The sequence below is a fragment of the Vibrio sp. CCUG 15886 genome (assembly GCF_028570825.1).
Lineage (GTDB): Bacteria > Pseudomonadota > Gammaproteobacteria > Enterobacterales > Vibrionaceae > Vibrio > Vibrio vulnificus_B.
On the sequence record NZ_JAQQBT010000001.1, the window covers coordinates 131,977 to 154,493 of the forward strand.

A 22,517-nucleotide genomic window follows, 5' to 3' on the forward strand; every position below is an offset into this window, starting at 1 on the left:
GCGCTTTTTCATTAGGTAGAGGGAGCGTTTACTTTTGGTTCGCTTTGCCCAATTGAATCCAAGTATCGATCACCGTATCTGGATTGAGCGAGACGGAGCTGATGCCTTGTTCCATCAACCACTCAGCGAAATCTTCATGGTCTGATGGGCCTTGTCCACAAATACCGACGTATTTGCCCGCTTTGGTTGCGGCATCAATCGCCATTTTCAGCATCGCTTTCACGGCTGGGTTACGCTCATCAAACAGATGCGCGACGTCACCAGAGTCACGATCGAGGCCCAAGGTCAGTTGGGTCATGTCGTTTGAACCGATCGAGAAACCATCAAAGTATTTGAGGAACTCATCGGCCAACACGGCATTGGAAGGCAGTTCGCACATCATGATCACTTTTAACCCTTGCTCGCCACGGCGAAGATCGAACTTCGCAAGTAGGTCAACCACCTGAGCCGCTTCACTTGGCGTGCGAACAAATGGAATCATGATTTCGACGTTCTTCAAGCCCATCTCATTGCGAACGCGCTTGATCGCTTGAGTTTCAAGCTCGAAGCAATCTTCAAACACTGGAGAGATATAGCGTGAAGCACCACGGAAACCGAGCATCGGGTTCTCTTCATGCGGCTCGTAGGCTTTACCGCCGACCAAGTTACTGTACTCGTTAGACTTAAAGTCGGACATACGCACGATCACACGTTTTGGCCAGAAAGCTGAGGCGATGGTGGCAATCCCTTCCGTCAACTTGCTGACGTAGAAGTCGATAGGGTCTTGGTAACCACGAATGCGTTGGGTGATTTCGGCCTTCAAGCTTTCCGATTGTTGGTCGAAGTTGAGCAGCGCTTTCGGGTGAATACCAATCATCTTGTTGATGATGAATTCAAGGCGAGCAAGGCCGACACCTTCGTTCGGGATTTGCGCGAAATCGAATGCGCGATCTGGGTTGCCCACGTTCATCATCACTTTGGTTGGCAGCATTGGCAGTTCATCAACCGATGAGCGGCGTACTTCAAAATCGAGTTGACCTTGGTAGACATAACCGGTTTCGCCTTCTGCGCAGGAGACGGTGACCAAATCACCATCCGTCAGTTGGCTGGTTGCATTGCCACAACCCACGATGGCCGGAATACCGAGCTCACGCGCAATGATAGCTGCGTGGCAAGTACGGCCACCACGGTTAGTGACAATCGCTGAGGCTTTCTTCATCACAGGCTCCCAATCTGGGTCTGTCATGTCCGTGACAAGAACATCGCCAGTTTGAACCAAAGACATTTGATCCAATGAATCCACCAAACGCACCACACCAGAACCAATGCGTTGACCAATGGCTCGGCCTTCAATCAGTACTTCCGCTTTGTGGCTCAATTCATAGCGCTCGATGACGTTAGCGTCAGACTGAGAGCAGACCGTCTCAGGACGAGCCTGCACAATGTAAAGCTGACCATCAATGCCATCTTTGGCCCACTCAATGTCCATTGGGCGTTGGTAGTGCTTCTCAATGATCATCGCTTGCTTGGCCAGTTCAATGATTTCAGCGTCGGTGAGGGAAAACTGGTTACGCTCAGCCTCTGAGGTATCGACAATCTCAACTTGCTTACCAATCACTTGGCTGTTGGCGTAGATCATCTTACTCAGTTTAGAACCAAAGGTTTTCTTCACAATGGGGGCTTGGCCCGCTTCAAGCAGCGGTTTGTGCACGTAGAACTCATCAGGGTTCACCGCACCTTGCACGACCATTTCACCTAAGCCCCAAGCAGAAGTGATAAACACCACTTTGTCGAAGCCAGATTCGGTATCCAGCGTAAACATCACGCCCGAAGCCGCTTTGTCTGAACGTACCATGCGCTGAATGCCCGCCGAAAGCGCAATGCCTCGGTGGTCAAATCCTTGATGGACGCGATACGAAATCGCGCGATCGTTAAATAAGGATGCATAAACGTGTTTCGTTGCTTCTAATACCGCATCGATACCACGTACGTTAAGGAAGGTTTCTTGTTGACCAGCAAACGACGCGTCGGGGAGATCTTCCGCGGTCGCAGAAGAGCGGACCGCGACAGAAATTTCATCGTTTCCATCGGTCAGTGTTGAGTAATTTTCACGGATGTCCTGCTCGAGGTCAGCAGGGAATGGGGCTTCTAAAACCCATTGACGAATCGTTGCGCCTGTCTTACGCAGAGCGTCCACATCATCGACATCCAGTTCATCCAGCAGTTGGTGGATACGCTCATCCAGTCCTTCGTAGTCAAGGAACTGGTTAAAAGCGTATGAGGTTGTCGCAAAACCGTTAGGTACCGACACACCAGCATTGGCGAGGTTAGACACCATTTCGCCAAGAGATGCGTTCTTACCGCCGACCTTATCGACATCTTCCATGGATAGGCTATTGAACCAGAGGGTGTTCTTTTGCATGTCTTTCTCCAGAAACATTGCAGCTTTCGTAGGGACAGGCAAACGATTACGCGAAGGCTCAAAAAAAGAGAAATCAATTTTCAAAGCTGTGGGGCACGTAATGGCATGCCTGGGTTTATTATTTGTATTATGGTTAACATCCTACTCAAAATATTTTTAAGTTTTAAACAAAAATGCAAACAGAAAAGCAAAGTCGTGATGTGTTCTACGTTTCTGACGGAACGGCAATTACCTGTGAAACGTTAGGGCACGTCGTTTTGGGGCAGTTCCCCTTTGTGGCCAATGAGAAAACCTTTCCATTCGTCGAAAGTGAAGAGAAACTCACTGAATTAATCAAACACATTGAAATTTCATTCCAAACCAATGGGATAAAACCTCTTGTGTTTTTTTCTCTGGTATTGCCTGATCTCAAAGCGCGTCTAATGGAGTCTCCAGCGTATTGCTACGATGTCTTGGAAAGCATTGTGCAGCGGGTGAAAGATGATATCCAAATGGAACCAACGCCAAAGCTACAACGCTCGCGCAGTGTCGGAAAAGACACCGATACCTATTTTGATCGTATTGCGGCGATTGAGTACACCTTGGCGCATGATGACGGCATTTCGCTAAAAGGTTTAGAGCTGGCGGACATTATTTTGCTGGGCGTTTCACGCAGTGGCAAAACACCCACCAGTTTATACATGGCGATGCAGTTTGGTTTGCGGGTGGTGAATTACCCTTACATTGATGACGACATCAAGGGGCTGAAACTGTTACCGGAGTTTGAAATTCATCGTCATAAATTGTTTGGTTTGACGATTGATCCCGAGCGGTTGACCGAGATTCGCGAAAACCGTTTGGCCGGCAGCGATTACGCAAGCACTGAGCAGTGTCAGCATGAACTGGCCAATGTTGAAGCCTTGTTCAGGCGTGAAGCCATTCCGTATATCAATACGACATCGCTGTCTGTTGAAGAGATTTCGACCAGAGTTCTCGAAAAAACAGGCTTAAAGCGCCGCTTGTTCTAAGCAGACCTAGGAACGTACAACCCAAAAGGAACAAAAAACAGGATGAACCAAGCGATAACCGCCCCAGAGACGCTAATAGATAGCCAAGGCCAGCCACGCTATGGTCATTTTGAACAGATGGTCCGTGAATTAGCGCCGGAGCGGTTTGATTACCGCAATGTGATGGATAAATCGGCCAGTAAATTGGCGCGTTATTTCCACTACAAACAATTTCAGTTTGTCAGTGTTGTGAGCGAACGTTATCTCATTGGTATTGCGATCGCAGACATTCGCTATCTCTGTTCGGCATTTTGCTATGTGGTTGACCTTGAAACGGGTCAGTTGGTTGAGCAAAACTGGCTACGGCCGCTGTTTTTCGATAGTAGCATGCAGGCTTCGCCCTATGAGGGGAAAGCGCATATTGCCAATCAAGCGCTGATGTTTGACATCAAACAAGGCCAGTGGCGAGTCGTGCTCAATACAAAATGGGTGAAGGCCAATATGGTATTGCTGGCAGAAAACAGCGAACAGCCATTAGCTATGTGTACGCCTACCGGCTATCAAGGTTGGACTTACACACAAAAGCACAACGCGCTCAAGGTGGGTGGTGAGTTAAGCGTGTTCGGCAAAGCCGTTGAGCTTAAAACCGCCTTGGCAGGGTATGACTTTTCTGCGGGGTATATGCGCAGAGAAACCAGTTGGCGTTGGGCGAGCATTAACACTCAGCAGCAAGGCATTCGCCTAGGCTTGAATCTCGCGGCAGGGGTGAACGAGACCGGAGGTTGTGAAAACGTACTTTGGGTTGAGGGAGAGCGGCATTTTCTTCCTGCGGTCTATTTCGATTTTGATCGTTTGAAGCCAAACGACGCTTGGCGTATATACAGTGCAGACAAACGCATTGATCTGACGTTTACCCCCATGAACTGCCGAAAAGAAAAGCTCAACTTGCTGGTGCTCAAAAGTAACTTTCGCCAATTTGTTGGCCATTTCGACGGTGTGCTCAAAGGCGATGATGGTGCCGAGCACCGATTGGAAAACGTACTGGGTTTAACCGAAGATCACTTTGCCTGCTGGTGAGAGGCTTAAGAGGCAGTAAAACCCGCCACAGTGGTGTGGCGGGTGGAGATATAACGAAGTCGGGGTCTACTTAAACAGCAGCTCTACTTCTTTGATGATGCCAGTGTCTTTTTCGTAGTCGTCTGAGACAAGTACTTTCCATTGGCCCAGCACATCACTCTTTTCAACATCATTGAGCGTGAAAAGAACATGGTAGCGATTACCACGATCACGACCATTGCTCTCTTTTAGTGACCATTGTTTGCCAGAAGGAGCAACCAAAGACACCGAAACATCGCCAATAAACTGATGCTCGATGTTGACGCGAATGGTGGCTTTCGTTAACTCACCTTGATAATTCACATCAAAAGGTAGTTCGAGTTGCGTTGCATCGGGCAAGGCGCGTGGCGATTCAAGCAAGTATTGATTTTTACCTGTTGTAGCGGTTGGCGGTGTTACGGTGTCTGTTGTGCCGTCATCTGGAGTCGCTGTTTTTGAAGCGTAAATATTCGCGACGTGCGGTGCACTCAAGCCAATAGCACGTACGGCGTTCGCGTAATCTTTCTTGCCGCAAGGTGTGCCTTCACACTGCTTGTCTGGTGTAGAGAAAGTGTACGAGCGACCACGAACGCCAAACAAGAAGCCGTAAGCCATGGTGGTGGCAAACTTGTTTTTTACACCATAACCATACGCATCTTTTTCCGTGCCGTTTCTGAAATGCGGCGTATTGGAATATTGCTCGTGCGCGTGGTTTAAGCCCCAGTTGTGGCCGAGTTCGTGGATAAAGGTGTCATCGCCACACTGGTTCATGTAGGAATGGCTGTACATGCGACTTTTGGCATAGCGGGGGTTAGAGCGCCAATTAGACGCTGGGATCACCCATGCTAGACCACAGCTGATGAGGCCTTCTTTGGCATCGTAATCTGGTGTGTTCTTGAGATCGAGGTTACGGAACATCGCGACCATATCTGCACCCGCTTTCTTTCGCTCACTTTCGATATCGCTAAAAATAGGATCTTGAGCACGGCTTGGCGTCATGGCATCGAGCGCTTGTTCTTGCGATTTCTTCATACCCGCTTGCGAGTCAAAGTTGTATTCTTTTGTTGCTACAAGATTCACCTTAATATCAAGGCCACTGTTTTTTAATATAAGGTTTCCCACGTTGAAACGATGTTGAATCGCAGCAAGTTGATCTTGTTCAAACCATTCAGATGTCGCTTTTGTATACACGCCTAGCACATCAATTTGCGTTGTTTCAGCCACTGCAGGCACAGCAATGCCTGACGCTATGGCAAACGCCAATAACGTTCTTTTCATATTTATTTCCTACTTGGTTGTGTTTGTAAAACTAATTGATAGAGGTGTTAGTGATCAAATCCATGATTGGCAGGTAATTCGTAAACCCATGCACTGCTCCCTTTTCCTTCAATTTTAATTTGTCCTTCAGGATGGCCAATAAAACCTAAAATTGAAGTTTTTCCAAAAGTAAACGTAACGGGATAACTTTGACCCTCTAGTTCAAAATTTCCCGACCACATACGAATACCTTCATTCTGAAATTCGTTGTTATCAATTTGGATATCAATGTTGTCATTACTTGGTAAACTCATCGTGATGACATCGCCCTCATTGAGTGCTTTAAACTGATTAATATCTGTAATTTCAACGGCTTTAATATTCTCTATGTATGGGCTGGTCGGTTTAAAACGCTCGATCTCTTGTTGAGGGTTAGTGTCTGACCAGACTGAATCGAATTTTTGCGGTTGTTTTATCTTCTCTTCTGTGATGACGACTTCTTCTTTGATGCTTTCTTCTGGTTTTTGGGACGTCTCAATAGTCGTTTCGATAGGCTGAATATCAACAGCTAAATTATCTGAAGAAGAGATTTTATTCTCTCTTATCACTTCATTTTGGTTGTTTGATTTTTCTTCAGTAATAACGTTTTTATTTAATTCAATGTCACTGTTAAAAAATAATACGGCTGAAAAAACAGCAACGGTCATAACAGATAATAATGCTAATTTAAAATTCACTTATATATTCCTGAGTTAACTAGTTATTGGGTCAATATAATTTGTTTTATAAAAAATAAATAAAATGAGCGTGATCTTGGTTCAAAAACTTTTCTGCAGAAATTCAGTTTATTATTGTCATGTGAATATGTGCCTAACTTTAAATTTAAATGTCGAATAATTGTTTTTTCTCTGACATAAAAGGTGTGAGAGTTGTTCTCAGTAGAGTTTTTACTCAAGCGTGTCTTTTGTCAGTAATGCACTGATGCCGTGAATGTGCTTTTTGAGCGTAAAGCGCCAAATTTTGCTCAATTCAATGAGGTAAAATGTTCGAACGCTCATTTTGTGAGTGAGTTATCGAACACGAAGGAAAAAAAATGACACACTATCAGTATGCTTATTAGTGAATAGGAAGATACCTATGGTGAGTTCCAGTCATTTTGAAACGGAAGTGGTGATCATTGGCGGTGGTGCGACGGGAACTGGCATTATGCGCGACTGTTCGTTGCGTGGCATTAGCTGCATTTTACTGGAAAAGGACGATATCGCTTCTGGTACCTCAGGGCGTAATCATGGTTTATTGCATTCAGGCGCTCGTTACGCTGTCACCGACTCAGAGTCGGCGAAGGAGTGCATCCAGGAAAACAAGATTCTCAAAAACATTGCTCGTCATTGTGTCGAGCAAACCAGTGGCTTATTTATTACTCTGCCGGAAGACGATTTAGCGTTCCAAGACACTTTTATTCAACAATGTACGCTCGCAGGGATTGAAACAAAAAGGCTGACGCCGACTCAAGCCTTGGCGCTAGAGCCTAATGTGAATCCGGCTTTGGTGGGCGCAGTGCAAGTGCCAGACGGCACACTCGATCCATTTCGTCTTTGTGCGTCCAATGTGCTTGATGCGAAAGAGCATGGCGGGCGTATCTTTAACCACACGCAAGTGGTCGGTTTGATTCGTCAGGGTGATCAGGTTCGCGGAGTGAAATGTCTTCACACGCTTACTGGCCAAGCCTTTGATATCTATGCGCGTGAAGTGATCAACGCCGCCGGTATTTGGGGGCAGAATATTTGTGAGTACGCCGATCTCAACATCAAGATGTTCCCTGCTAAGGGATCACTGTTGATCTTGGATTATCGCATCAACAATTTGGTCATTAACCGTTGCCGCAAACCATCCGATGCCGACATCTTAGTGCCCGGCGACACCATCTCTTTAATTGGTACAACCTCAGAACACATCGAGTACGATCAAATTGACGACCTTCATGTGACTGAAAACGAAGTGGATGTGCTGTTAAGGGAAGGGGCAAAGCTGGCGCCCATTATGGCCAATACGCGAGTATTGCGCGCTTACGCGGGTGTGCGTCCATTAGTCGCGGTGGATGACGATGGTTCCGGTCGAAACATTAGTCGTGGCATTGTGCTGCTGGATCACGCTGAACGAGACGGTTTGAAAGGCCTGACGACCATCACAGGTGGTAAGTTGATGACCTATCGTCTGATGGCGGAATGGGCGACCGATGTGGTGGCGAAAAAGATCGGTAACAACAAGGCATGTGAAACGCATATCAAGCCACTTCCGGGCTCGAACGAAATGCCTAAAGCGCACAAAAAAACCGCCAGTATCGTTAAGCCTGTGTATGAGTCGGCGGTTTACCGCCATGGCGAACGCGCCGAGCAGTTTTTGAAAGACGATGACGAAAGCCAAACCGTGATTTGCGAATGTGAGATGGTCACCAAAGGCGAAATTGAATACGCAATCAAGCAACTGGACGTCAGCAATTTGGTTGATTTGAGACGTCGCACTCGGTTGGGAATGGGACCTTGTCAGGGGGAACTGTGTAGTTACCGCGCTGCGAGTTTGTTTAGTCAGTATGGGCATCTTGACGGCACGGTTAGCGCCCATTTGCTGACGGAGTTTTTGGAAGAACGTTGGAAAGGGGTGAAGCCCATCTTCTGGGGGGATGCATTACGAGAATCTGAATTTAGCTATTGGATTTACGAAGGGCTATTTGGTGCCAGTGAACTACCGACCGTAGCAGATGAGGAGAACGCATCATGTTAAATTACGATATTGCTGTCATTGGCGGTGGCATCGCGGGTTACTGTGCGGCGCTAAATGCAATAGAGGCGGGCAAGAAAACCGTACTCATTAGCCAAGGCCAAAGCGCGTTGCATTTTTCATCAGGCTCGATTGATGTGATGGCAAAAACGCCGTCGGGTGAGCGGGTCGAGGCACCATTTTCTGCCATGGCTTCGCTGCCACAGCAGCATCCCGAACATCCCTACAGTAAAATGTCGCCAAACTTTGTTCGTCAATCGCTTTACTGGTTAGTGGATCAACTCAAAGAGCAAGGCTTACCACTGCATTGCCAGCAGGATGAATCAAACCATTATCGAATTACGCCACTCGGTACACTCAAAGCGACATGGCTTTCTCAACCGTTTGTTTATCAACACCGTCAAAACGTAGCTTTTAAACGGCTGTTGTTTGTTGCGGTGGATGGCTATCGAGATTTCCAGCCACTGTTGGCCAAAGACAATCTCAAAAAACACCCTGATTTTCAGCACTGCGAAATTGGTGAAATTCAGGTAACGATTCCAGGTTGTGAAGCCTTGCGTCGCAACCCCAATGAGCTGCGCTCGATTGATATTGCGCGTTTGCTCAAGCAGCCTCAAGCATTCAACAGTTTATGTCACCAACTGATGAAACACGCCACTCAAGAGGATCTGGTCATCATGCCTGCGATCATGGGCAACGGTGACGGACTGGTTCTGTTGCAGCAGTTGCGTCGTCAGACCAATCTCACTTTGCATGAAGTGCCTACCATGCCGCCGTCTTTACTGGGTATTCGCATTGAAGAGGCATTGCAAAAGCGCTTCTTAAAACAGGGGGGCGTGTTGTTAAAAGGAGACCAAGTGCTCTCGGGTGAGTGGGATGCACAAGGTCACTTGGTGTCGATTTCCACGCGTAATCTCGGGGACATTCCACTGCACGCCAACGCCTACATTTTGGCGTCAGGCAGTTACTTCAGCCAAGGGCTCAAAGCCAGTTTGGACAAGATTGTGGAACCTATTTTTGGTTTGGATATGGTGGCCAAGCCCCATCGCCGTCAGTGGCGAAACGATCAATTCTTTAGCGCATCAGCGCATCCATTCATGGCGTTTGGCGTGGAAACGGATGCGATGTTTCGTCCTTCATTAAATGGGCAAGTATGCCAAAACCTTTACTGCTGCGGCTCCGTGTTGTCGGGTTATGACCCGGTGTTTGAAGGCTCGGGTGGAGGCGTAGCAGTATCCACTGCGCTGGCCGCCGTTCAAAGGGCAATGGGACTTAAGCAAGCAATGAGCGTTGAAGAGGAGTGCGTACTATGATGAATGCCTTTGCCAAACATGCGCCAACCAATACCACGTTTGATCAATGCATTAAGTGCACTGTTTGTACGGTTTATTGCCCAGTAGCAAAAGCCAACCCACAATACCCAGGGCCAAAACAGTCTGGGCCAGATGGCGAGCGTCTGCGTTTAAAAAATCCGGAATACTACGACGACTTACTCAAGTTATGCACCAACTGTAAACGCTGTGAAACCGCTTGTCCTTCAGGGGTAAAAATCGGGGACATCATTGCGGTTGCGCGAGGAAAATACGGCAAGAAAACGCTCAATCCTAAGTTAATGCGCGATTTTGTCTTAAGCCATACGGATTTGTTTGGCTCGTTGGCCACGCCAGTTGCGCCTATCGTCAATAAAATCACCAGTTTGAAACCGGTGAAAAGTTTGATGCACAAAACCATTGGCGTCGATAAGCACAAAGATCTGCCGAAGTATTCGCACGGAACGTTTCGCCGTTGGTACAAGAAACAAGCGCAAACCCAAGCACAGTTTGCTCGTCAAGTGAGTTACTTCCACGGCTGCTATGTGAACTATAACCATCCACAGCTTGGCAAAGATTTGGTAAAAGTGCTCAATGCGATGGGGTATGGAGTGCAGTTGCTGAAAAAAGAGAAATGCTGTGGCGTGCCTTTAATTGCCAACGGTTTTCATGAGAAAGCACGTAAGAATGCCAATCTCAACATCAGCATGATTGAGCAATCGGTGGAGCAAGACAGAACGGTGATCTCCACTTCTTCGACCTGTTCTTTTACGTTGCAACAAGAATACCCACACGTGTTGGGCGTTGAAAATCAGCATGTGGTGAATCGGATCGAGTACGTGACTCGCTTTTTACTGAAAGCCTTTATGAATGGCTATGCGCCATCCATGAAACCCATTAACAAAAAAGTGGTGTATCACACGCCTTGTCACCTTGAGCGCAGCGGCAATGTGATGTTCACTTTAGAGTTGCTACGCATGATCCCCGGACTTGAGCTGGTGGTGTTAGACAGTGAGTGTTGTGGCTTAGCGGGCACTTATGGCTTTAAAGAGGAAAACTACCAAACGTCGATGAAAATTGGTTCCCACTTATTTGAGACGATAAAAACATCCCAAGCGGATTTCGCCATTACTGATTGCGAAACCTGCAAATGGCAAATCGAAGAAAATACCCAATTGGAGACCATTCATCCCATCAGCTTATTAGCGATGGCGCTGGAATAAACAGCAATCGCTCATCGGAATACCCCCTAACCGTTGGCGCAGCAACGCCAGCGGTTAGGGGCTGTAATGCTTAATTAAATGTTTCTTTTGGCGAAAAATCTCTTTAGTTAAACATCTCTTTGTTGCAGTTTTTCTTGTAACTCATCCAGCTTAGTGACCGTGATGGACGCTAGACTGGCAAACCCTTTATCTTCCCCATTGGTCACAAGGCAAGAGGGCATGTCTGCGTTGTAGGCCGCTTCAAGATCGTAGAGATAATCTCCCACGTACAGTATTTGATGGGGTTCTAGTTGCCATTGTGTAGCCAATTGAATTAAGGCTTCTGGGTCGGGTTTTGGCGCGCAGTGTTCTCGTGTGATCAAATGCTCGATGTCTATTTGTGTCTGTTCGAGCTTGAGCTGACTGGCTTGCAAGCAATTACGAGTCACGATTGCTGATTTGATCTGCTGCTGTTTCAGATAGTGAAGCAAGGCGTGGCAGCCAGGCAAAGGCTGCGCGTGTTTGGCATCGGACAGTTCGTGATCCAAAATAGTTTGCTCTGCATGCCGTTGTGCTTGCTTATCGGTCATTGCCTCCACAAAGCAAAGTAGGTCGATCTCCTGCGGGCAACCGAGCTGTTGACGAAGCTGTGAAAAATTGAGTTCGCAGCTGACAAGGGTGTTGTCCAAATCAAAAATAATGGCTCGTATTTCATTGATTTCTAATGTGATTGGTTTCATGAGCGCCCTTATGTTTGTGGCATTAAAAAGAGTTTATCCCTTTACTTGAGTTTTATACGACGATAAGTTGAACATGTCTCGAAAATCAGAAGGAAATCTTTGATGAAAAAGGATTTACGTGCGCATTGCCACACCATTATTGTGGGCAATCACGAGCAAAGCCCGGCAGAACATTTCTACGCGATGGCGAAATGGTGTGAAGAACACCAAGTGAAGCACGATGTGTATGGTGATGGGGAATTCATCAACTCATTTCAACAAAAAGTGGCCGACCTTTTAGGCTTTGAAGCGGGTTTGTTTGTTATCACGGGCACCATGACGCAGGCCACGGCCCTTGAGTTGGTGTGCCGTAAAAAACGCAATCCTGTGGTCGCTATGCATGAATCCAGTCATATTTATCGTTTTGAACGTCAGGGTTATCAACTGCAGAATCGTTTTTCCATCTTGCCTTTGGGCGATATGTTCCGACCTTGGACAGCAAAAGATCTCAACGCCTGGCCGGATGAAATTTCAGCGGTCCTGTATGAGCTGCCAATGCGTGAGTTAGGTGGGCAATTGCCAAGTTGGGACGAACTCAATGACATCAAAGCTGAGTGTGAACACCGCGACATTCACCTCCATATGGATGGTGCACGTTTATGGGAGTGCGCCGCCTATTATCAAAAGTCGTACAAAGAGATTGCCACGGGTTTTCAGTCGGCTTATGTCTCTCTCTATAAGGGCATCAATGGCTTAGGGGGATCATTGCTACTCGGGGACAAGCAATTCATCGAGCAGGCATCGATTTGGATGAAGCGCCAAGGTGGCAATGTGTATCATCGCACGCCTTACGTGGTGTCGGCTGCAATGCAGTTTGATCAGCAATTGGCGAAAATGCCAGCGCTGTTTGCGCGCACTCAGCAGATCTACCAAATCCTCCGTGAGTTCCCACAGTTGGCAGTGAGCCCGTATGAGCCGCACGCCAACATGCTGCATTTGATTGTGCCGCTGAGCGTTGAAAACGCCATCGAGTTGCGTGACCGAGTGGCTGAGCAAAAAGGTATTTGGTTAGGGCATCCACAAACCACGCAACACCCTGAACAATCGATCTTCGAGTGGTATGTGGGCGATAGGTTGCTCAACATCGCTGATGATCAGTTGCGTGAAGTGTTGGCTTACTTAGCAAACGCAGAGTGTTGATAATAAGAAACATCAGCTAGACAACGTCAGTAAAAGGAGTCGTGACGTCATGATCATCCCTAAATCGCTTAGGCCTGGCGATACGATAGGCTTTTTCTCACCATCTTCTCCGGCGACGCACTTTGCACCAGAGCGTTTTGCACGAGCGAAACAATACGTTGAGAAACGGGGCTACCAACTGAAAGCGGGGAGCTTAACGGGAAAGAGTGATACTTATCGCTCGGGCTCGATCGCCGAGCGTGTTGAAGAACTTAATGCACTGATTCGTGACCCAGAAGTGCGATGCATTATGTCGACCATTGGCGGCTACAACAGCAACTCATTGCTCCCTTATCTGGATTATCAAGCGCTTCGTGACGATCCGAAAATCATCGTCGGTTATTCGGATGTGACCGCACTCCTGATGGGCATTTATGCGCAAACGGGCATCGTGACCTTCTATGGCCCAGCTTTGGTCGCGTCACTGGGGGAGTTTCCTCCATTAGTGGATGAAACGTTCCAATCTTTTACCAACATTGTCCAATCACTGGAAAATTTGCATCACACCTATGTAATGCCGCAAGGCTGGAGTGATGAGTATGTGCCTTGGCATTTGCAATCGACCAGTAAACACACTAACCCTAACCAATGGTTTTTTGCAGGACAGGGCGTGGTGACAGGCAGAATCATTGGTGGCAACCTCAATACCATGTCTGGGATTTGGGCCTCGTCGTACATGCCGAAAATCCAGCAAGGCGATATCTTGCTGTTGGAAGATTGCTTGCAAGGCATTGAAGTGGTGGAACGCGCTTTTGCGATGTTGAAACTCAATGGCGTGTTCGACAAGGTCGGGGCTATTGTGTTGGGTAAGCATGAGCTGTTTAACCACAAAGGTACAGGAAGGCAACCGATCGACGTCTTGAACGAAGTGCTCAATGGTCAATCGGTGCCAATTTTATGGGACTTCGACAGTTGCCATACCCATCCTATGCTCACTGTGCCTCTTGGTGCCACCATGACCATCGATTTTGATCAACAAACGGTCAGAGTCTCCCTTGAGTGAGGTTTACGGGAGCACTTGGTAAATGTTGCCATTGTCGGTGGTGAAATAGAGATAATCATCTGGGCTTAAGGTGATGTCTCGAACTCGCTCGTTGAGTTTTTCAAATAAACGGTCAGTCTCTTTGAGCTGGCCGTTTTCGATGCTGACCACATTGATGTGCGTGAGCTTTAACGCGCCGATCAGCAGCTTGCCGTTGAGGCTCGGGTAACGCTCACCGCGATAGAGCGTGAGGCTACTTGGCGCAATAGAAGGTATATAGACCCATTTGGGCGCTTCGATGCCGGGCAGCGTATCGGCTTCTCCGACGCGAATCGGTCCCCAATATTCTTTGCCATGGGAAGTTTTCGCCCAGCCATAATTTTTGCCTGCTTGGATGAGATTGATCTCATCGCCCCCTCTTGGGCCATGTTCGACTGACCAGAGTCGCTGCGTTTTGCCGTCGAAAAACAGTCCTTGTGGGTTGCGATGGCCAAAGCTCCATATCTCCTTTTTCACCTCACTATTGTCGATGAATGGATTGTCGTTGGGTATTTTTCCGTCCAGTGTTAGGCGCAAAATGGTGGCAGCATGGTTGCTCGGATCTTGGCCGTTGTCTCGAACGCCACGGTCACCGATGGAGACATAAAGGTGATTGCTGTCGTCAAAGGCGATACGACTGCCGAAGTGGCGACCGGTTGTTGACACCGCATCCGCGACAAACAGCTCTTGCCAGTCGGAGAGCTCTTTGTTTTGCAAACGGGCAGTGGCCAGTACCACGGTTGTGCCAGTGTCGACTTCTTTTGAAAAGGTAAAATAAAGCTGCTGACGTGTGATGGGGGAAAGGGCAACATCAAGTAAACCGCCTTGTCCTGAGTCGTCGACATTGGTGACTTGATAGAGTGGGGTTTTCTGACCTTGAGTGACATCGAGCAACGAGATACGGCCATTTTTCTCGGTAATGACGGCGTTAGCGCTGTCGATAAATTCCATTCCCCAAGGAATTTGATAACCCGAAGCGATTTGCTTTAGTTTTAATTCCTCACTTAGAGTGGAAAACGACACCAACCCCAGCAGTACGGTTCCTAAACACTGACCTGTCCATTTCATTGCAACGATCCTTTTGGCTGAATCCCTTTGACTTGATTAGTTTGAGTATATACCTAATGCCCGTCGAATTCTGACCTATACTTATCCACTAGGAGAGCTGTGTTCTGTTAAATCAATAACTTTGGGGCATAACTATGGCGTATAAAGGAAGAATCGCTCAATGGAGCCATGACAAAGGTAATGGTTTTATCAAAATTGATGGTTCTGGGGAGATGGTTTATTTCAATAAAGCAGAAGTGATTGGCAGTGCAACCTTAGACGATGTGGTGACGTTCGAAGTGGAGCGAAACAAACACGGACAGGTCGTCGCGGTGGCCGTACAAAAAGCCTTTGTTTTCTCATTTGCAATTGCCGTGGCCATTATCTTTCTCACCGCAGTTTTTGCTGGTATTTGGTTATTCCGTTACCCCGCATTAGCGGTTTTACATTACTTTTTTATCAGTGCAGTGACGTTTGTGATTTGTGCATTTGACGTTTCTGCCGCCAAAGAGGGCAACCCGAGAGTGCCAGAAATGGTGCTCTATATCTTGGCATTAATTGGTGGTTGGCCGGGAGCATTTTTTGCCCATGTTGTTTTGAGTCATAAAGTCGGCAACACGCCGTTTATGGTGATGAGTTGGTTGATGGCTTTGGTCAATATGGCAGGCTTTGCCTGGACGCTAACCGATTATGGCAAAAGCTATCTTTACCTAATCCTAGATCGGTTACCGCTGCACTTGATTCCGGGTTTTGCTTAATTTGATGGTTTTCTAATGATCAAAACAAAGCGCTCAAATGAGCGCTTTGTCGATTCTGATGTTAGAGAAAGGGCTTACATTGCCGCTTCAAAAATCGCAGAGATTTCTTCGTGCGTGGCTTGTTTCGGGTTAGTGAAACCACAAGCGTCTTTGAGTGCATTGTCAGCCAAGGTTGGGATATCTTCAGATTTTGCACCAAGCTCGCGAATACCTGCTGGAATACCCACGTCTTTCGCCAGTGCCACAATCGCATCAATGGCGGCTTCTGCGCCTTGCTCTGCACTCATGCCTTCGACATTGACCCCCATTGCTTTTGCCACATCACGTAGACGCTCTGGACAAACCTGCGCATTGTAGCGTTGTACGTGTGGCAACAAGATCGCGTTACAAACACCGTGTGGTAGATCGTAGAAGCCACCCAATTGGTGCGCCATTGCGTGTACGTAACCTAGTGATGCGTTGTTAAACGCCATGCCTGCCATGAACTGTGCGTACGCCATTTGCTCACGCGCTTCAATATCGTCACCGTGCGCAACCGCAGTACGAAGGTGGGCTTGGATAAGCTCAATCGCTTTGATTGCAACTGCATCGGTAATCGGTGTCGCTGCAATAGAAACGTACGCTTCTACCGCGTGAGTCAAGGCGTCCATTCCTGTTGCCGCGGTGAGTGATGCAGGTTTTGCCAGCATCAGTTCCGGATCGTTCACAGAGATTAGTGGCGTGGTGTGTTTATCGACGATCGCCATTTTAATATGACGTTCTTCATCGGTAATGATGCAGAAACGGGTCATTTCAGATGCGGTGCCTGCGGTGGTGTTAATTGCGATCAGCGGTAGCATTGGTTTCGCTGATTTGTCCACGCCTTCGTAATCCGCAATCTCGCCGCCGTTTGCTGCGACAAGCGCAATGCCTTTTGCACAGTCGTGCGGAGAACCACCACCTAGTGAAATCACAAAATCACACTCATTTTGCTTCAGTAGTGCCAAACCTGCATTGACGTTGCCGATGGTTGGGTTGGGCTGAGTACCATCGAAGACAACCGCTTCTATATGACGCTCGCTTAGTAGGTCTTGAACTTGTTTTACAACGCCGATTTGATTAAGAATTTTGTCGGTAACAATAAGCCCTTTGGTAAAGCCTTGAGCTTTAATGCTGTCTGCTGCGTCTTTAAGACAGCCTGCGCCCATTAGGTTCACAGTTGGGATAAAAAATGCACTTGCCATTTGGATTGCTCCATCGTTGTTAGTTATTAATAATTCCTCTTCTGGTTATTACTTTGTCATATGAATGTGCTCTGAAAATTTGATCTCAGACAATTCGAAAGAGGGAAATCCCTCTCTAAAGATAGGAAGTGTGAACAGGATCTTGTTGCACATAAATTTCGTTATCTTATTGATAAATTTCTTTAAAATACAGAGTGATAACGCAATCGATTTTCCACTCATTTTCGGTTGTTAGCCGAAAAACGGTGTTTATTGATTGCCACGGCAAATGGCAGAGGGGGCTTTTACTGGCTATTTGATGGCCGCTGCGTTAGCATTGCCGACCTTTTTTCGGCAGGAGGTGTTATGTACATTGGTTTCGATTATGGAACAGCGAATTGTTCAGTGGCGAAAATGCAAGATGGCGAGCCAGAGCTGCTCGCTATTGAAGGGTCAAGTCACTATATTCCTTCAACACTTTCCGCCCCGACGCGTGAATCGGTTTCTGAGCATTTATTTCGTCATCGAGATATCAAGCCACTAGATAAAGTGGGTGAACAGGTATTGCGCCGAGCCATCAACGTCAATCGAGAAGAGAGCATTGAGCTGCACCCTGAAGATGTGGTGTTTGGTCAAGCGGCGCTTGATCGCTATTTGGCAGACCCAACGGATCTCTATTACGTTAAGTCACCTAAATCGTTTCTTGGCGCCTCCGGCCTGCATGATGTGCAGCTGAGCTTCTTCGAAGATCTGGTTTGCGCCATGATGGCTAACATCAAAACCAACGCAGAACATTCGGCACAAGCAGTGATTCGTGATGCGGTGATTGGCCGTCCGGTCAACTTCCATGGGCGAGGCGGTGAAGAGGCAAACCGCCAGGCCGAAGGCATTTTGCGTCGCGCTGCGACACGTGCTGGTTTTAAAAACATCGAGTTTCAATTTGAGCCGGTAGCGGCAGGTCTAGAGTACGAAGCAAGCCTTCAGCAAGACAAAACCGTGCTGGTGGTCGATATTGGCGGGGGCACGACTGACTGCTCTCTGATTGAAATGGGGCCAAGCTGGCGTGGAAAAACCGAGCGTACAGGCAGCTTGCTTGCCCATTCCGGCCAGCGAATTGGCGGTAACGACCTCGATATTTATCTCGCGTTTCGTCAACTGATGACGCCATTTGGGTTTGGCAGCAAAGCACTAAGTGGTATTGATATGCCCAGAACACAGTTTTGGAACCCGATAGCTATTAACAACGTTCAAGCGCAAAACGACTTCTATGGAAGATCCAATCTAGCGGCGCTGAAGCTGCTGCACAAAGAAGCCCAAGAGCCAGAGAAACTGGCGCGCTTGCTCAAGGTTTACCATGAAACGCTCGGTTATCAGATCGTCAGACGGGCTGAAGAGGCAAAAATTGCCTTGTCGGATAGCGAACAATACCAAGTTGCCCTCAATCTGTTTTCGGAACACTTACATGTGGATGTGAGCCAGAGCGAAATGATTGAAGCAATTGAGTCACCAAAGAGCAAAATGGTGGAGCTAGTGAAAGAAGCGGTGGAACAAGGTGGCGTGAAGCCGGATGTGATCTTTATGACGGGTGGTTCCGCTCGCTCACCGATTTTACGCCAAGCTGTAGAGAGCGAGTTACCGAATGTCCCCGTTGTCAGCGGCAACTACTTCGGCTCAGTCACCGCAGGTCTCGCGCGTTGGGCTGAGGTTTGTTTCCGCTGATTACGTTAATGCATTACCGTTTGACCTTACCCCAAGGCAAAGGTTTATACCTATTGTGGTTGTTAATCCAAAAGTAAGGTGACTTATGGGATGTTGTAATCAAGCGCCGAAAGGCGGTAGTGGAAAACCATCCACACTGTTCATTAACATTACGGTGATGATGGTCGTGGTGTTTGCATTAGCTTTTTTCGCTGGCTAAAAAGCACAAAAGGCGCTCTGGTTTGAGCGCCTTCTTCATTTCTGCTTGATGGATTATTCTTCTGGTTTGACGGCCAGCATTTCTTCAATGCCCCCGCCATTTAACAGCAGCGAGTATCCAGATTGCGTGAGGAAATCGTACGCTTGGCCGGAACGATTACCACTGCGGCAGTACAGAACGATCGGTTGGCCCTTGTCAATCTTACTAAAGCCTTTCGCCAGTTCATTTAAAGGGATGTTTTCTGCCCCTTCAATGTGTTTTTGCTGAAACTCCGCCGGTGTACGCACATCCACAACGAGCGCACCTTGTTCGATCCATTCCCACGCTTCTATTGCACGATTTGACGCATGAGCGAAGGAGGAAACACAACTTAGCAACAGCAGGCTTAAAAATGCGCGCCAATGTGTATACCACTGAGTTTGTTGTTGGTTTTTTTGTCGCATGAAGACTCCTAATGACACCGCGAACCTGTCTGTATTCTCAACAAATTGGAGAGGATGCAAACAATGTGTCTAATCATTCTTCGAACGACAGGAGAAGTCTCGTTTTTGAACGGAAATTGTGAAGTGAATCATGTATTCTCGCCGCCTTAGTCACTGACTCACAAATAAAAAATAAATCACTATGCATTACGAGCAACAACTAGGGTATCGCTATCCCAAAGGGCGATTTGCACTTATTAGTGTGTATTCTTTTACTGGCGCTGCCATTTTGGCGTCCACCATTTTTTCATTGCTGCTGTTTTTGTCGATAGATGACAACCCCTTGATGCAGGCCTTATTTGGTGGTTTGGCCATCATTTTCGAGGCGGGAAAGTTTTACGCTTGGTACGAGTTTGGTGAGCGACGTGCACACCGCAATTATTCTGGGGCCATCACGGCGTTTGTTTTTTATTTGGTGCTAGCTGCCATTTCTATCGGCGGCAGTATCGGCGGCATTAACAGCGCGACCAATACCGCGCAGAATCACATTGCACTGGAGCAGGCTAAAGTCACCGCCTTCAACCGTCAAATTGATGCGATAGAGAAGCAGATCGAACTCAATAATCTTGCTGCGCAAAAATACATAGAGATGGAACGGATCGCCACAGGGGTGAATCGAATCCAACAGCAAAACGATACGTTGCGTAAAGAGCAGCAAAAATTGGCCATGCAACGAGACAGCTTGCCGCCTGTCGCGCAAGGCTCAGTGGTGGGACTCATCGATAGCCTAGCGGCGGCATTTTCAATTCCATCGGGTCAGGCGCAACTGGGTTTGGTGGTGTTTCTCTCAGTATTGTTGGATTTCTTCGCCGCATTTTTTGTTGGAGTGATTGGTGAAGAGCAACGTTTTCGTCATTGGTATCGCCGTTTTGGTGACAGTGCAGCAGAGCCAGTTGAATCCGTCGCTCCGGTTGGGTATTTGCCACATTTGAATGCTCAACAAGATTATCCGATTGCCGAGACTAAGGAAGCTCAGCCCACGCCATCTCCGCTTTATCTCGATGTGGCTCAAGCATTGGCAAGCAACGAGCTCTCTTGCAGTAAGAAGGCGGTTGCCAAGCACTTTAAACTCGGTACAGAGGAAGTGGATCGGCTGTTTAACGAATTGATCAACGCGGGTGTGGTTGGTAAGAAAGCCAATAATCATTATCACTGGTTGGGCGACACCGCAGCCGCGTAGCGACAGGTTTTCAGGGAGCATTTTGCTCCCTTTCTTTATTCCTGGGAGTTGGTTAATATCCGGAAGTTCAAAGATTTGCTTAAATGGATATTAGGAGTCGTCGATGCAAATGAAATTACCCACTCTTGCGGCATTATGCTTAGTTACTTTACTGGCGGGTTGTAGTGCTCATCAGAAGAAAGAGATTAAAGAAGGCTTTACGGAAGTGGGCCATGCCACCAAAGATGCGGCAAAGAAAACCGGCCATTTTTTCCGTGATACCGCGAAAGACATTGGTGAAAACCTCGACGAAGCCACCAGCCAATGATCCTCTAGCCGAGAGGTAGTGCAATGCGTATTGATATGACAGGGACTTGTGTTAGTCGAAGTATCTATATTGATAGAAAACCTGAAAAGGTCATCGACTATATCAGCGATTTTGGGACTTGGGCTAAGTGGTCGCCATGGTTGATTTTGGAGCCGAAAAGCGAGGTTACCTTTAGTACTTTCCAGCAGCAGCCGGGGGCTCAATACGCATGGAAAGGTGAGCGTATTGGTGCAGGAAAAATGGAGTTAGCGCACCTGTATGATCATCAACTCGTTTTCCGCTTGAGCTATCTCAAACCGTTCAAAGGTGAGGCAGAAGTCTATTTCAATGTTTCTCCTGAGCAGCAAGGCTGCCGCGTTGAGTGGCAATTTCAGGGTAAGTTACCTTGGTACATGTTTTTCTTCCGTCAAATGTTTGGGGCGGTGCTCGGTATGGATTACGCACGCGGTTTGAGAATGTTAAAAAGCGCCATCGAAACTGGGCACGTGTACTCGAAGCTGAAAGATCTCGGTGAAAAGGTGGTGCCGCAAGTGCATTACATTGGCGTAAAAGGCAGTGCCACTACCGACGACGTAGGTCACTTAATGCAGCGTCATTTCGATAACTTAGAAGACTATGTAGAGGAATACCGAGTTCCAGTGTGTGGTGATATTTTTAATCTCTATCATTCCATGTCACTGAAAACGGGTTTGTTTGAGTTTACCACCTGCATACCTGTTTCCTACCCGATTGAAGCCAAAGGCAAATTCGTGGCAGGGACGTTGCCCTCCATGCCCGTTTACGCGGTTGAACACCAAGGCGAATACCAGTTTCTCGGTAATGCTTGGTCGTTTGCTTCGTCATTAACTAGAGCGAAAAAAATCAAAACACGCCATAAGCCGTTAGGCATAGAGAAATACCTCAATGGAAAAATGGGCGTGGAGCCAAAAGAGTTGCTAACGGAAGTGATGTTAGTCAAACGGAGTGAGTCATGAATAACTTTGCTATCGAAACCATGTTGATCATCCTGCTGGTTCTGTTTGTGCTGCTGGTAGCAACGCAAGTGTGGCTTTGGTTACGCCCGTTTGCTTACGATTTACGCTTGCCCATTGAGTTAAAGCAGAGTGTTCGCTCTTTAATGACTTCGCTCGATCAAGTGAAACCGCAGGGGGTTATCGAAATGAGGTATGCCGATTTATTTGAGCAAATAAGCCTGAGAAAAACGCCAATGCCGAAGAAGCTCGAATTGGTGAAATCGCTATTTGACGAGGTAAAAACGCAGCCAGTTCCTAAAGGACGAGATCAGCACGAGCAAGAGATTATCGCCTTTAGTGTGCATCAGTTTGATGCTTTGTTAAGTCAAGCGTCACTCTCTTCACGTACTCTCTGCTATTCCAATACTGGGTATTTTCTTTCTGCTTGTGGTGTTTGGTTGTGTCAAATATTGCTCGCCAAGGAAGAAGAGGCGATCGCATCCGTGGATGAAAAAAACAGGTAACCACCCAGCGAAATGTTCATTTAAAGCCGCTTTTGCGGCTTTTTTTGTATCTGGAGAAACAGAAATAGCGCATTCAGGATCTCAAATAACGGACAAATATCACCTTTCAGTAAACTTTTGAGTTTACCTTTTTGTGAT

20 protein-coding genes are annotated in these 22,517 nt (G+C 47.4%); 13 read left to right on the forward strand and 7 right to left on the reverse strand.

Annotated elements, in window-relative coordinates; all coding sequences use genetic code 11:
- Positions 1 to 28: 28 nt before the first annotated feature.
- The gene (ppsA, locus tag PQQ36_RS00625; RefSeq protein ID WP_273660167.1) at positions 29 to 2,419 is read right to left on the reverse strand and encodes a phosphoenolpyruvate synthase; all 2,391 of its coding nucleotides are present in this window, start codon (positions 2,417 to 2,419) and stop codon (positions 29 to 31) included.
- 155 nt (positions 2,420 to 2,574) lie between these two features.
- Between ppsA and ppsR the strand changes: the two genes are divergently transcribed.
- Together ppsR and PQQ36_RS00635 are read left to right on the forward strand one after the other, a co-directional pair.
- Complete coding sequence (gene ppsR / locus PQQ36_RS00630; protein ID WP_011081001.1) at positions 2,575 to 3,408, forward strand: posphoenolpyruvate synthetase regulatory kinase/phosphorylase PpsR; 834 nt, start codon at positions 2,575 to 2,577, stop codon at positions 3,406 to 3,408.
- Between the two features lie 42 nt (positions 3,409 to 3,450).
- Positions 3,451 to 4,464: a DUF2804 domain-containing protein gene (locus PQQ36_RS00635; RefSeq protein ID WP_039560701.1), complete on the forward strand. Its 1,014-nt coding sequence runs from the start codon at positions 3,451 to 3,453 to the stop codon at positions 4,462 to 4,464.
- A 66-nt stretch (positions 4,465 to 4,530) separates the two neighbouring features.
- On the opposite strand, the gene PQQ36_RS00640 is transcribed toward PQQ36_RS00635, so the two are convergent.
- Together PQQ36_RS00640 and PQQ36_RS00645 are read right to left on the reverse strand one after the other, a co-directional pair.
- Complete coding sequence (locus tag PQQ36_RS00640; RefSeq protein WP_017790729.1) at positions 4,531 to 5,760, reverse strand: zinc-dependent metalloprotease family protein; 1,230 nt, start codon at positions 5,758 to 5,760, stop codon at positions 4,531 to 4,533.
- A 47-nt stretch (positions 5,761 to 5,807) separates the two neighbouring features.
- A complete protein-coding gene (locus PQQ36_RS00645) occupies positions 5,808 to 6,476 on the reverse strand; it encodes a hypothetical protein (RefSeq protein WP_011151887.1) in 669 nt (222 codons plus the stop codon).
- 400 nt (positions 6,477 to 6,876) lie between these two features.
- Between PQQ36_RS00645 and glpA the strand changes: the two genes are divergently transcribed.
- From glpA to glpC, 3 genes are read left to right on the forward strand one after another with little or no spacing between them, the layout of a single operon-like run.
- Positions 6,877 to 8,520 carry an anaerobic glycerol-3-phosphate dehydrogenase subunit A gene (gene glpA, locus PQQ36_RS00650; protein WP_011081005.1) on the forward strand — a complete coding sequence of 548 codons (1,644 nt, stop codon included), beginning with the start codon at positions 6,877 to 6,879 and terminating at the stop codon, positions 8,518 to 8,520.
- The gene (gene glpB, locus PQQ36_RS00655) at positions 8,514 to 9,830 is read left to right on the forward strand and encodes a glycerol-3-phosphate dehydrogenase subunit GlpB (RefSeq protein ID WP_039562793.1); all 1,317 of its coding nucleotides are present in this window, start codon (positions 8,514 to 8,516) and stop codon (positions 9,828 to 9,830) included. The genes glpA and glpB overlap by 7 nt, the downstream gene beginning before the upstream one ends.
- A complete protein-coding gene (gene glpC / locus PQQ36_RS00660; protein WP_039560699.1) occupies positions 9,827 to 11,050 on the forward strand; it encodes an anaerobic glycerol-3-phosphate dehydrogenase subunit GlpC in 1,224 nt (407 codons plus the stop codon). Before glpB ends, glpC begins: the two co-directional genes overlap by 4 nt.
- A gap of 107 nt (positions 11,051 to 11,157) precedes the next feature.
- Here glpC and PQQ36_RS00665 read toward each other — a convergent pair whose 3' ends face one another.
- The gene (locus PQQ36_RS00665) at positions 11,158 to 11,769 is read right to left on the reverse strand and encodes an HAD family hydrolase (RefSeq protein ID WP_011081008.1); all 612 of its coding nucleotides are present in this window, start codon (positions 11,767 to 11,769) and stop codon (positions 11,158 to 11,160) included.
- 102 nt (positions 11,770 to 11,871) lie between these two features.
- Between PQQ36_RS00665 and PQQ36_RS00670 the strand changes: the two genes are divergently transcribed.
- The gene (locus PQQ36_RS00670) at positions 11,872 to 12,948 is read left to right on the forward strand and encodes a threonine aldolase family protein (protein ID WP_130250388.1); all 1,077 of its coding nucleotides are present in this window, start codon (positions 11,872 to 11,874) and stop codon (positions 12,946 to 12,948) included.
- 49 nt (positions 12,949 to 12,997) lie between these two features.
- The gene (locus PQQ36_RS00675; RefSeq protein ID WP_072611060.1) at positions 12,998 to 13,990 is read left to right on the forward strand and encodes a S66 family peptidase; all 993 of its coding nucleotides are present in this window, start codon (positions 12,998 to 13,000) and stop codon (positions 13,988 to 13,990) included.
- Positions 13,991 to 13,993: 3 nt separating this feature from the next.
- On the opposite strand, the gene PQQ36_RS00680 is transcribed toward PQQ36_RS00675, so the two are convergent.
- Positions 13,994 to 15,076 carry a PQQ-dependent sugar dehydrogenase gene (locus PQQ36_RS00680; RefSeq protein ID WP_118894240.1) on the reverse strand — a complete coding sequence of 361 codons (1,083 nt, stop codon included), beginning with the start codon at positions 15,074 to 15,076 and terminating at the stop codon, positions 13,994 to 13,996.
- A 134-nt stretch (positions 15,077 to 15,210) separates the two neighbouring features.
- Between PQQ36_RS00680 and PQQ36_RS00685 the strand changes: the two genes are divergently transcribed.
- Positions 15,211 to 15,813 carry a DUF1294 domain-containing protein gene (locus PQQ36_RS00685; RefSeq protein WP_011081012.1) on the forward strand — a complete coding sequence of 201 codons (603 nt, stop codon included), beginning with the start codon at positions 15,211 to 15,213 and terminating at the stop codon, positions 15,811 to 15,813.
- Positions 15,814 to 15,887: 74 nt separating this feature from the next.
- Here the strand turns inward: PQQ36_RS00685 and yiaY are convergent, their stop codons facing one another.
- Positions 15,888 to 17,036 carry an L-threonine dehydrogenase gene (yiaY, locus tag PQQ36_RS00690; protein ID WP_040110630.1) on the reverse strand — a complete coding sequence of 383 codons (1,149 nt, stop codon included), beginning with the start codon at positions 17,034 to 17,036 and terminating at the stop codon, positions 15,888 to 15,890.
- Between the two features lie 345 nt (positions 17,037 to 17,381).
- Between yiaY and yegD the strand changes: the two genes are divergently transcribed.
- The gene (yegD, locus tag PQQ36_RS00695) at positions 17,382 to 18,734 is read left to right on the forward strand and encodes a molecular chaperone (RefSeq protein ID WP_273660171.1); all 1,353 of its coding nucleotides are present in this window, start codon (positions 17,382 to 17,384) and stop codon (positions 18,732 to 18,734) included.
- 252 nt (positions 18,735 to 18,986) lie between these two features.
- On the opposite strand, the gene PQQ36_RS00700 is transcribed toward yegD, so the two are convergent.
- The gene (locus tag PQQ36_RS00700; RefSeq protein ID WP_273660173.1) at positions 18,987 to 19,376 is read right to left on the reverse strand and encodes a rhodanese-like domain-containing protein; all 390 of its coding nucleotides are present in this window, start codon (positions 19,374 to 19,376) and stop codon (positions 18,987 to 18,989) included.
- Between the two features lie 181 nt (positions 19,377 to 19,557).
- On the opposite strand from PQQ36_RS00700, the gene PQQ36_RS00705 reads away from it, so the two are divergent.
- The 4 genes from PQQ36_RS00705 (at position 19,558) to PQQ36_RS00720 (ending at position 22,379) form a co-directional block, all read left to right on the forward strand.
- On the forward strand, positions 19,558 to 20,595 hold the full coding sequence (locus tag PQQ36_RS00705) for a hypothetical protein (protein WP_011081016.1): 1,038 nt from the start codon (positions 19,558 to 19,560) through the stop codon (positions 20,593 to 20,595).
- 103 nt (positions 20,596 to 20,698) lie between these two features.
- Positions 20,699 to 20,902 carry a hypothetical protein gene (locus PQQ36_RS00710; protein ID WP_011081017.1) on the forward strand — a complete coding sequence of 68 codons (204 nt, stop codon included), beginning with the start codon at positions 20,699 to 20,701 and terminating at the stop codon, positions 20,900 to 20,902.
- A 23-nt stretch (positions 20,903 to 20,925) separates the two neighbouring features.
- The gene (locus PQQ36_RS00715; RefSeq protein WP_273660176.1) at positions 20,926 to 21,876 is read left to right on the forward strand and encodes an SRPBCC family protein; all 951 of its coding nucleotides are present in this window, start codon (positions 20,926 to 20,928) and stop codon (positions 21,874 to 21,876) included.
- Positions 21,873 to 22,379 carry a hypothetical protein gene (locus PQQ36_RS00720; protein WP_040110634.1) on the forward strand — a complete coding sequence of 169 codons (507 nt, stop codon included), beginning with the start codon at positions 21,873 to 21,875 and terminating at the stop codon, positions 22,377 to 22,379. The genes PQQ36_RS00715 and PQQ36_RS00720 overlap by 4 nt, the downstream gene beginning before the upstream one ends.
- The last annotated feature ends 138 nt before the right edge of the window (positions 22,380 to 22,517 follow it).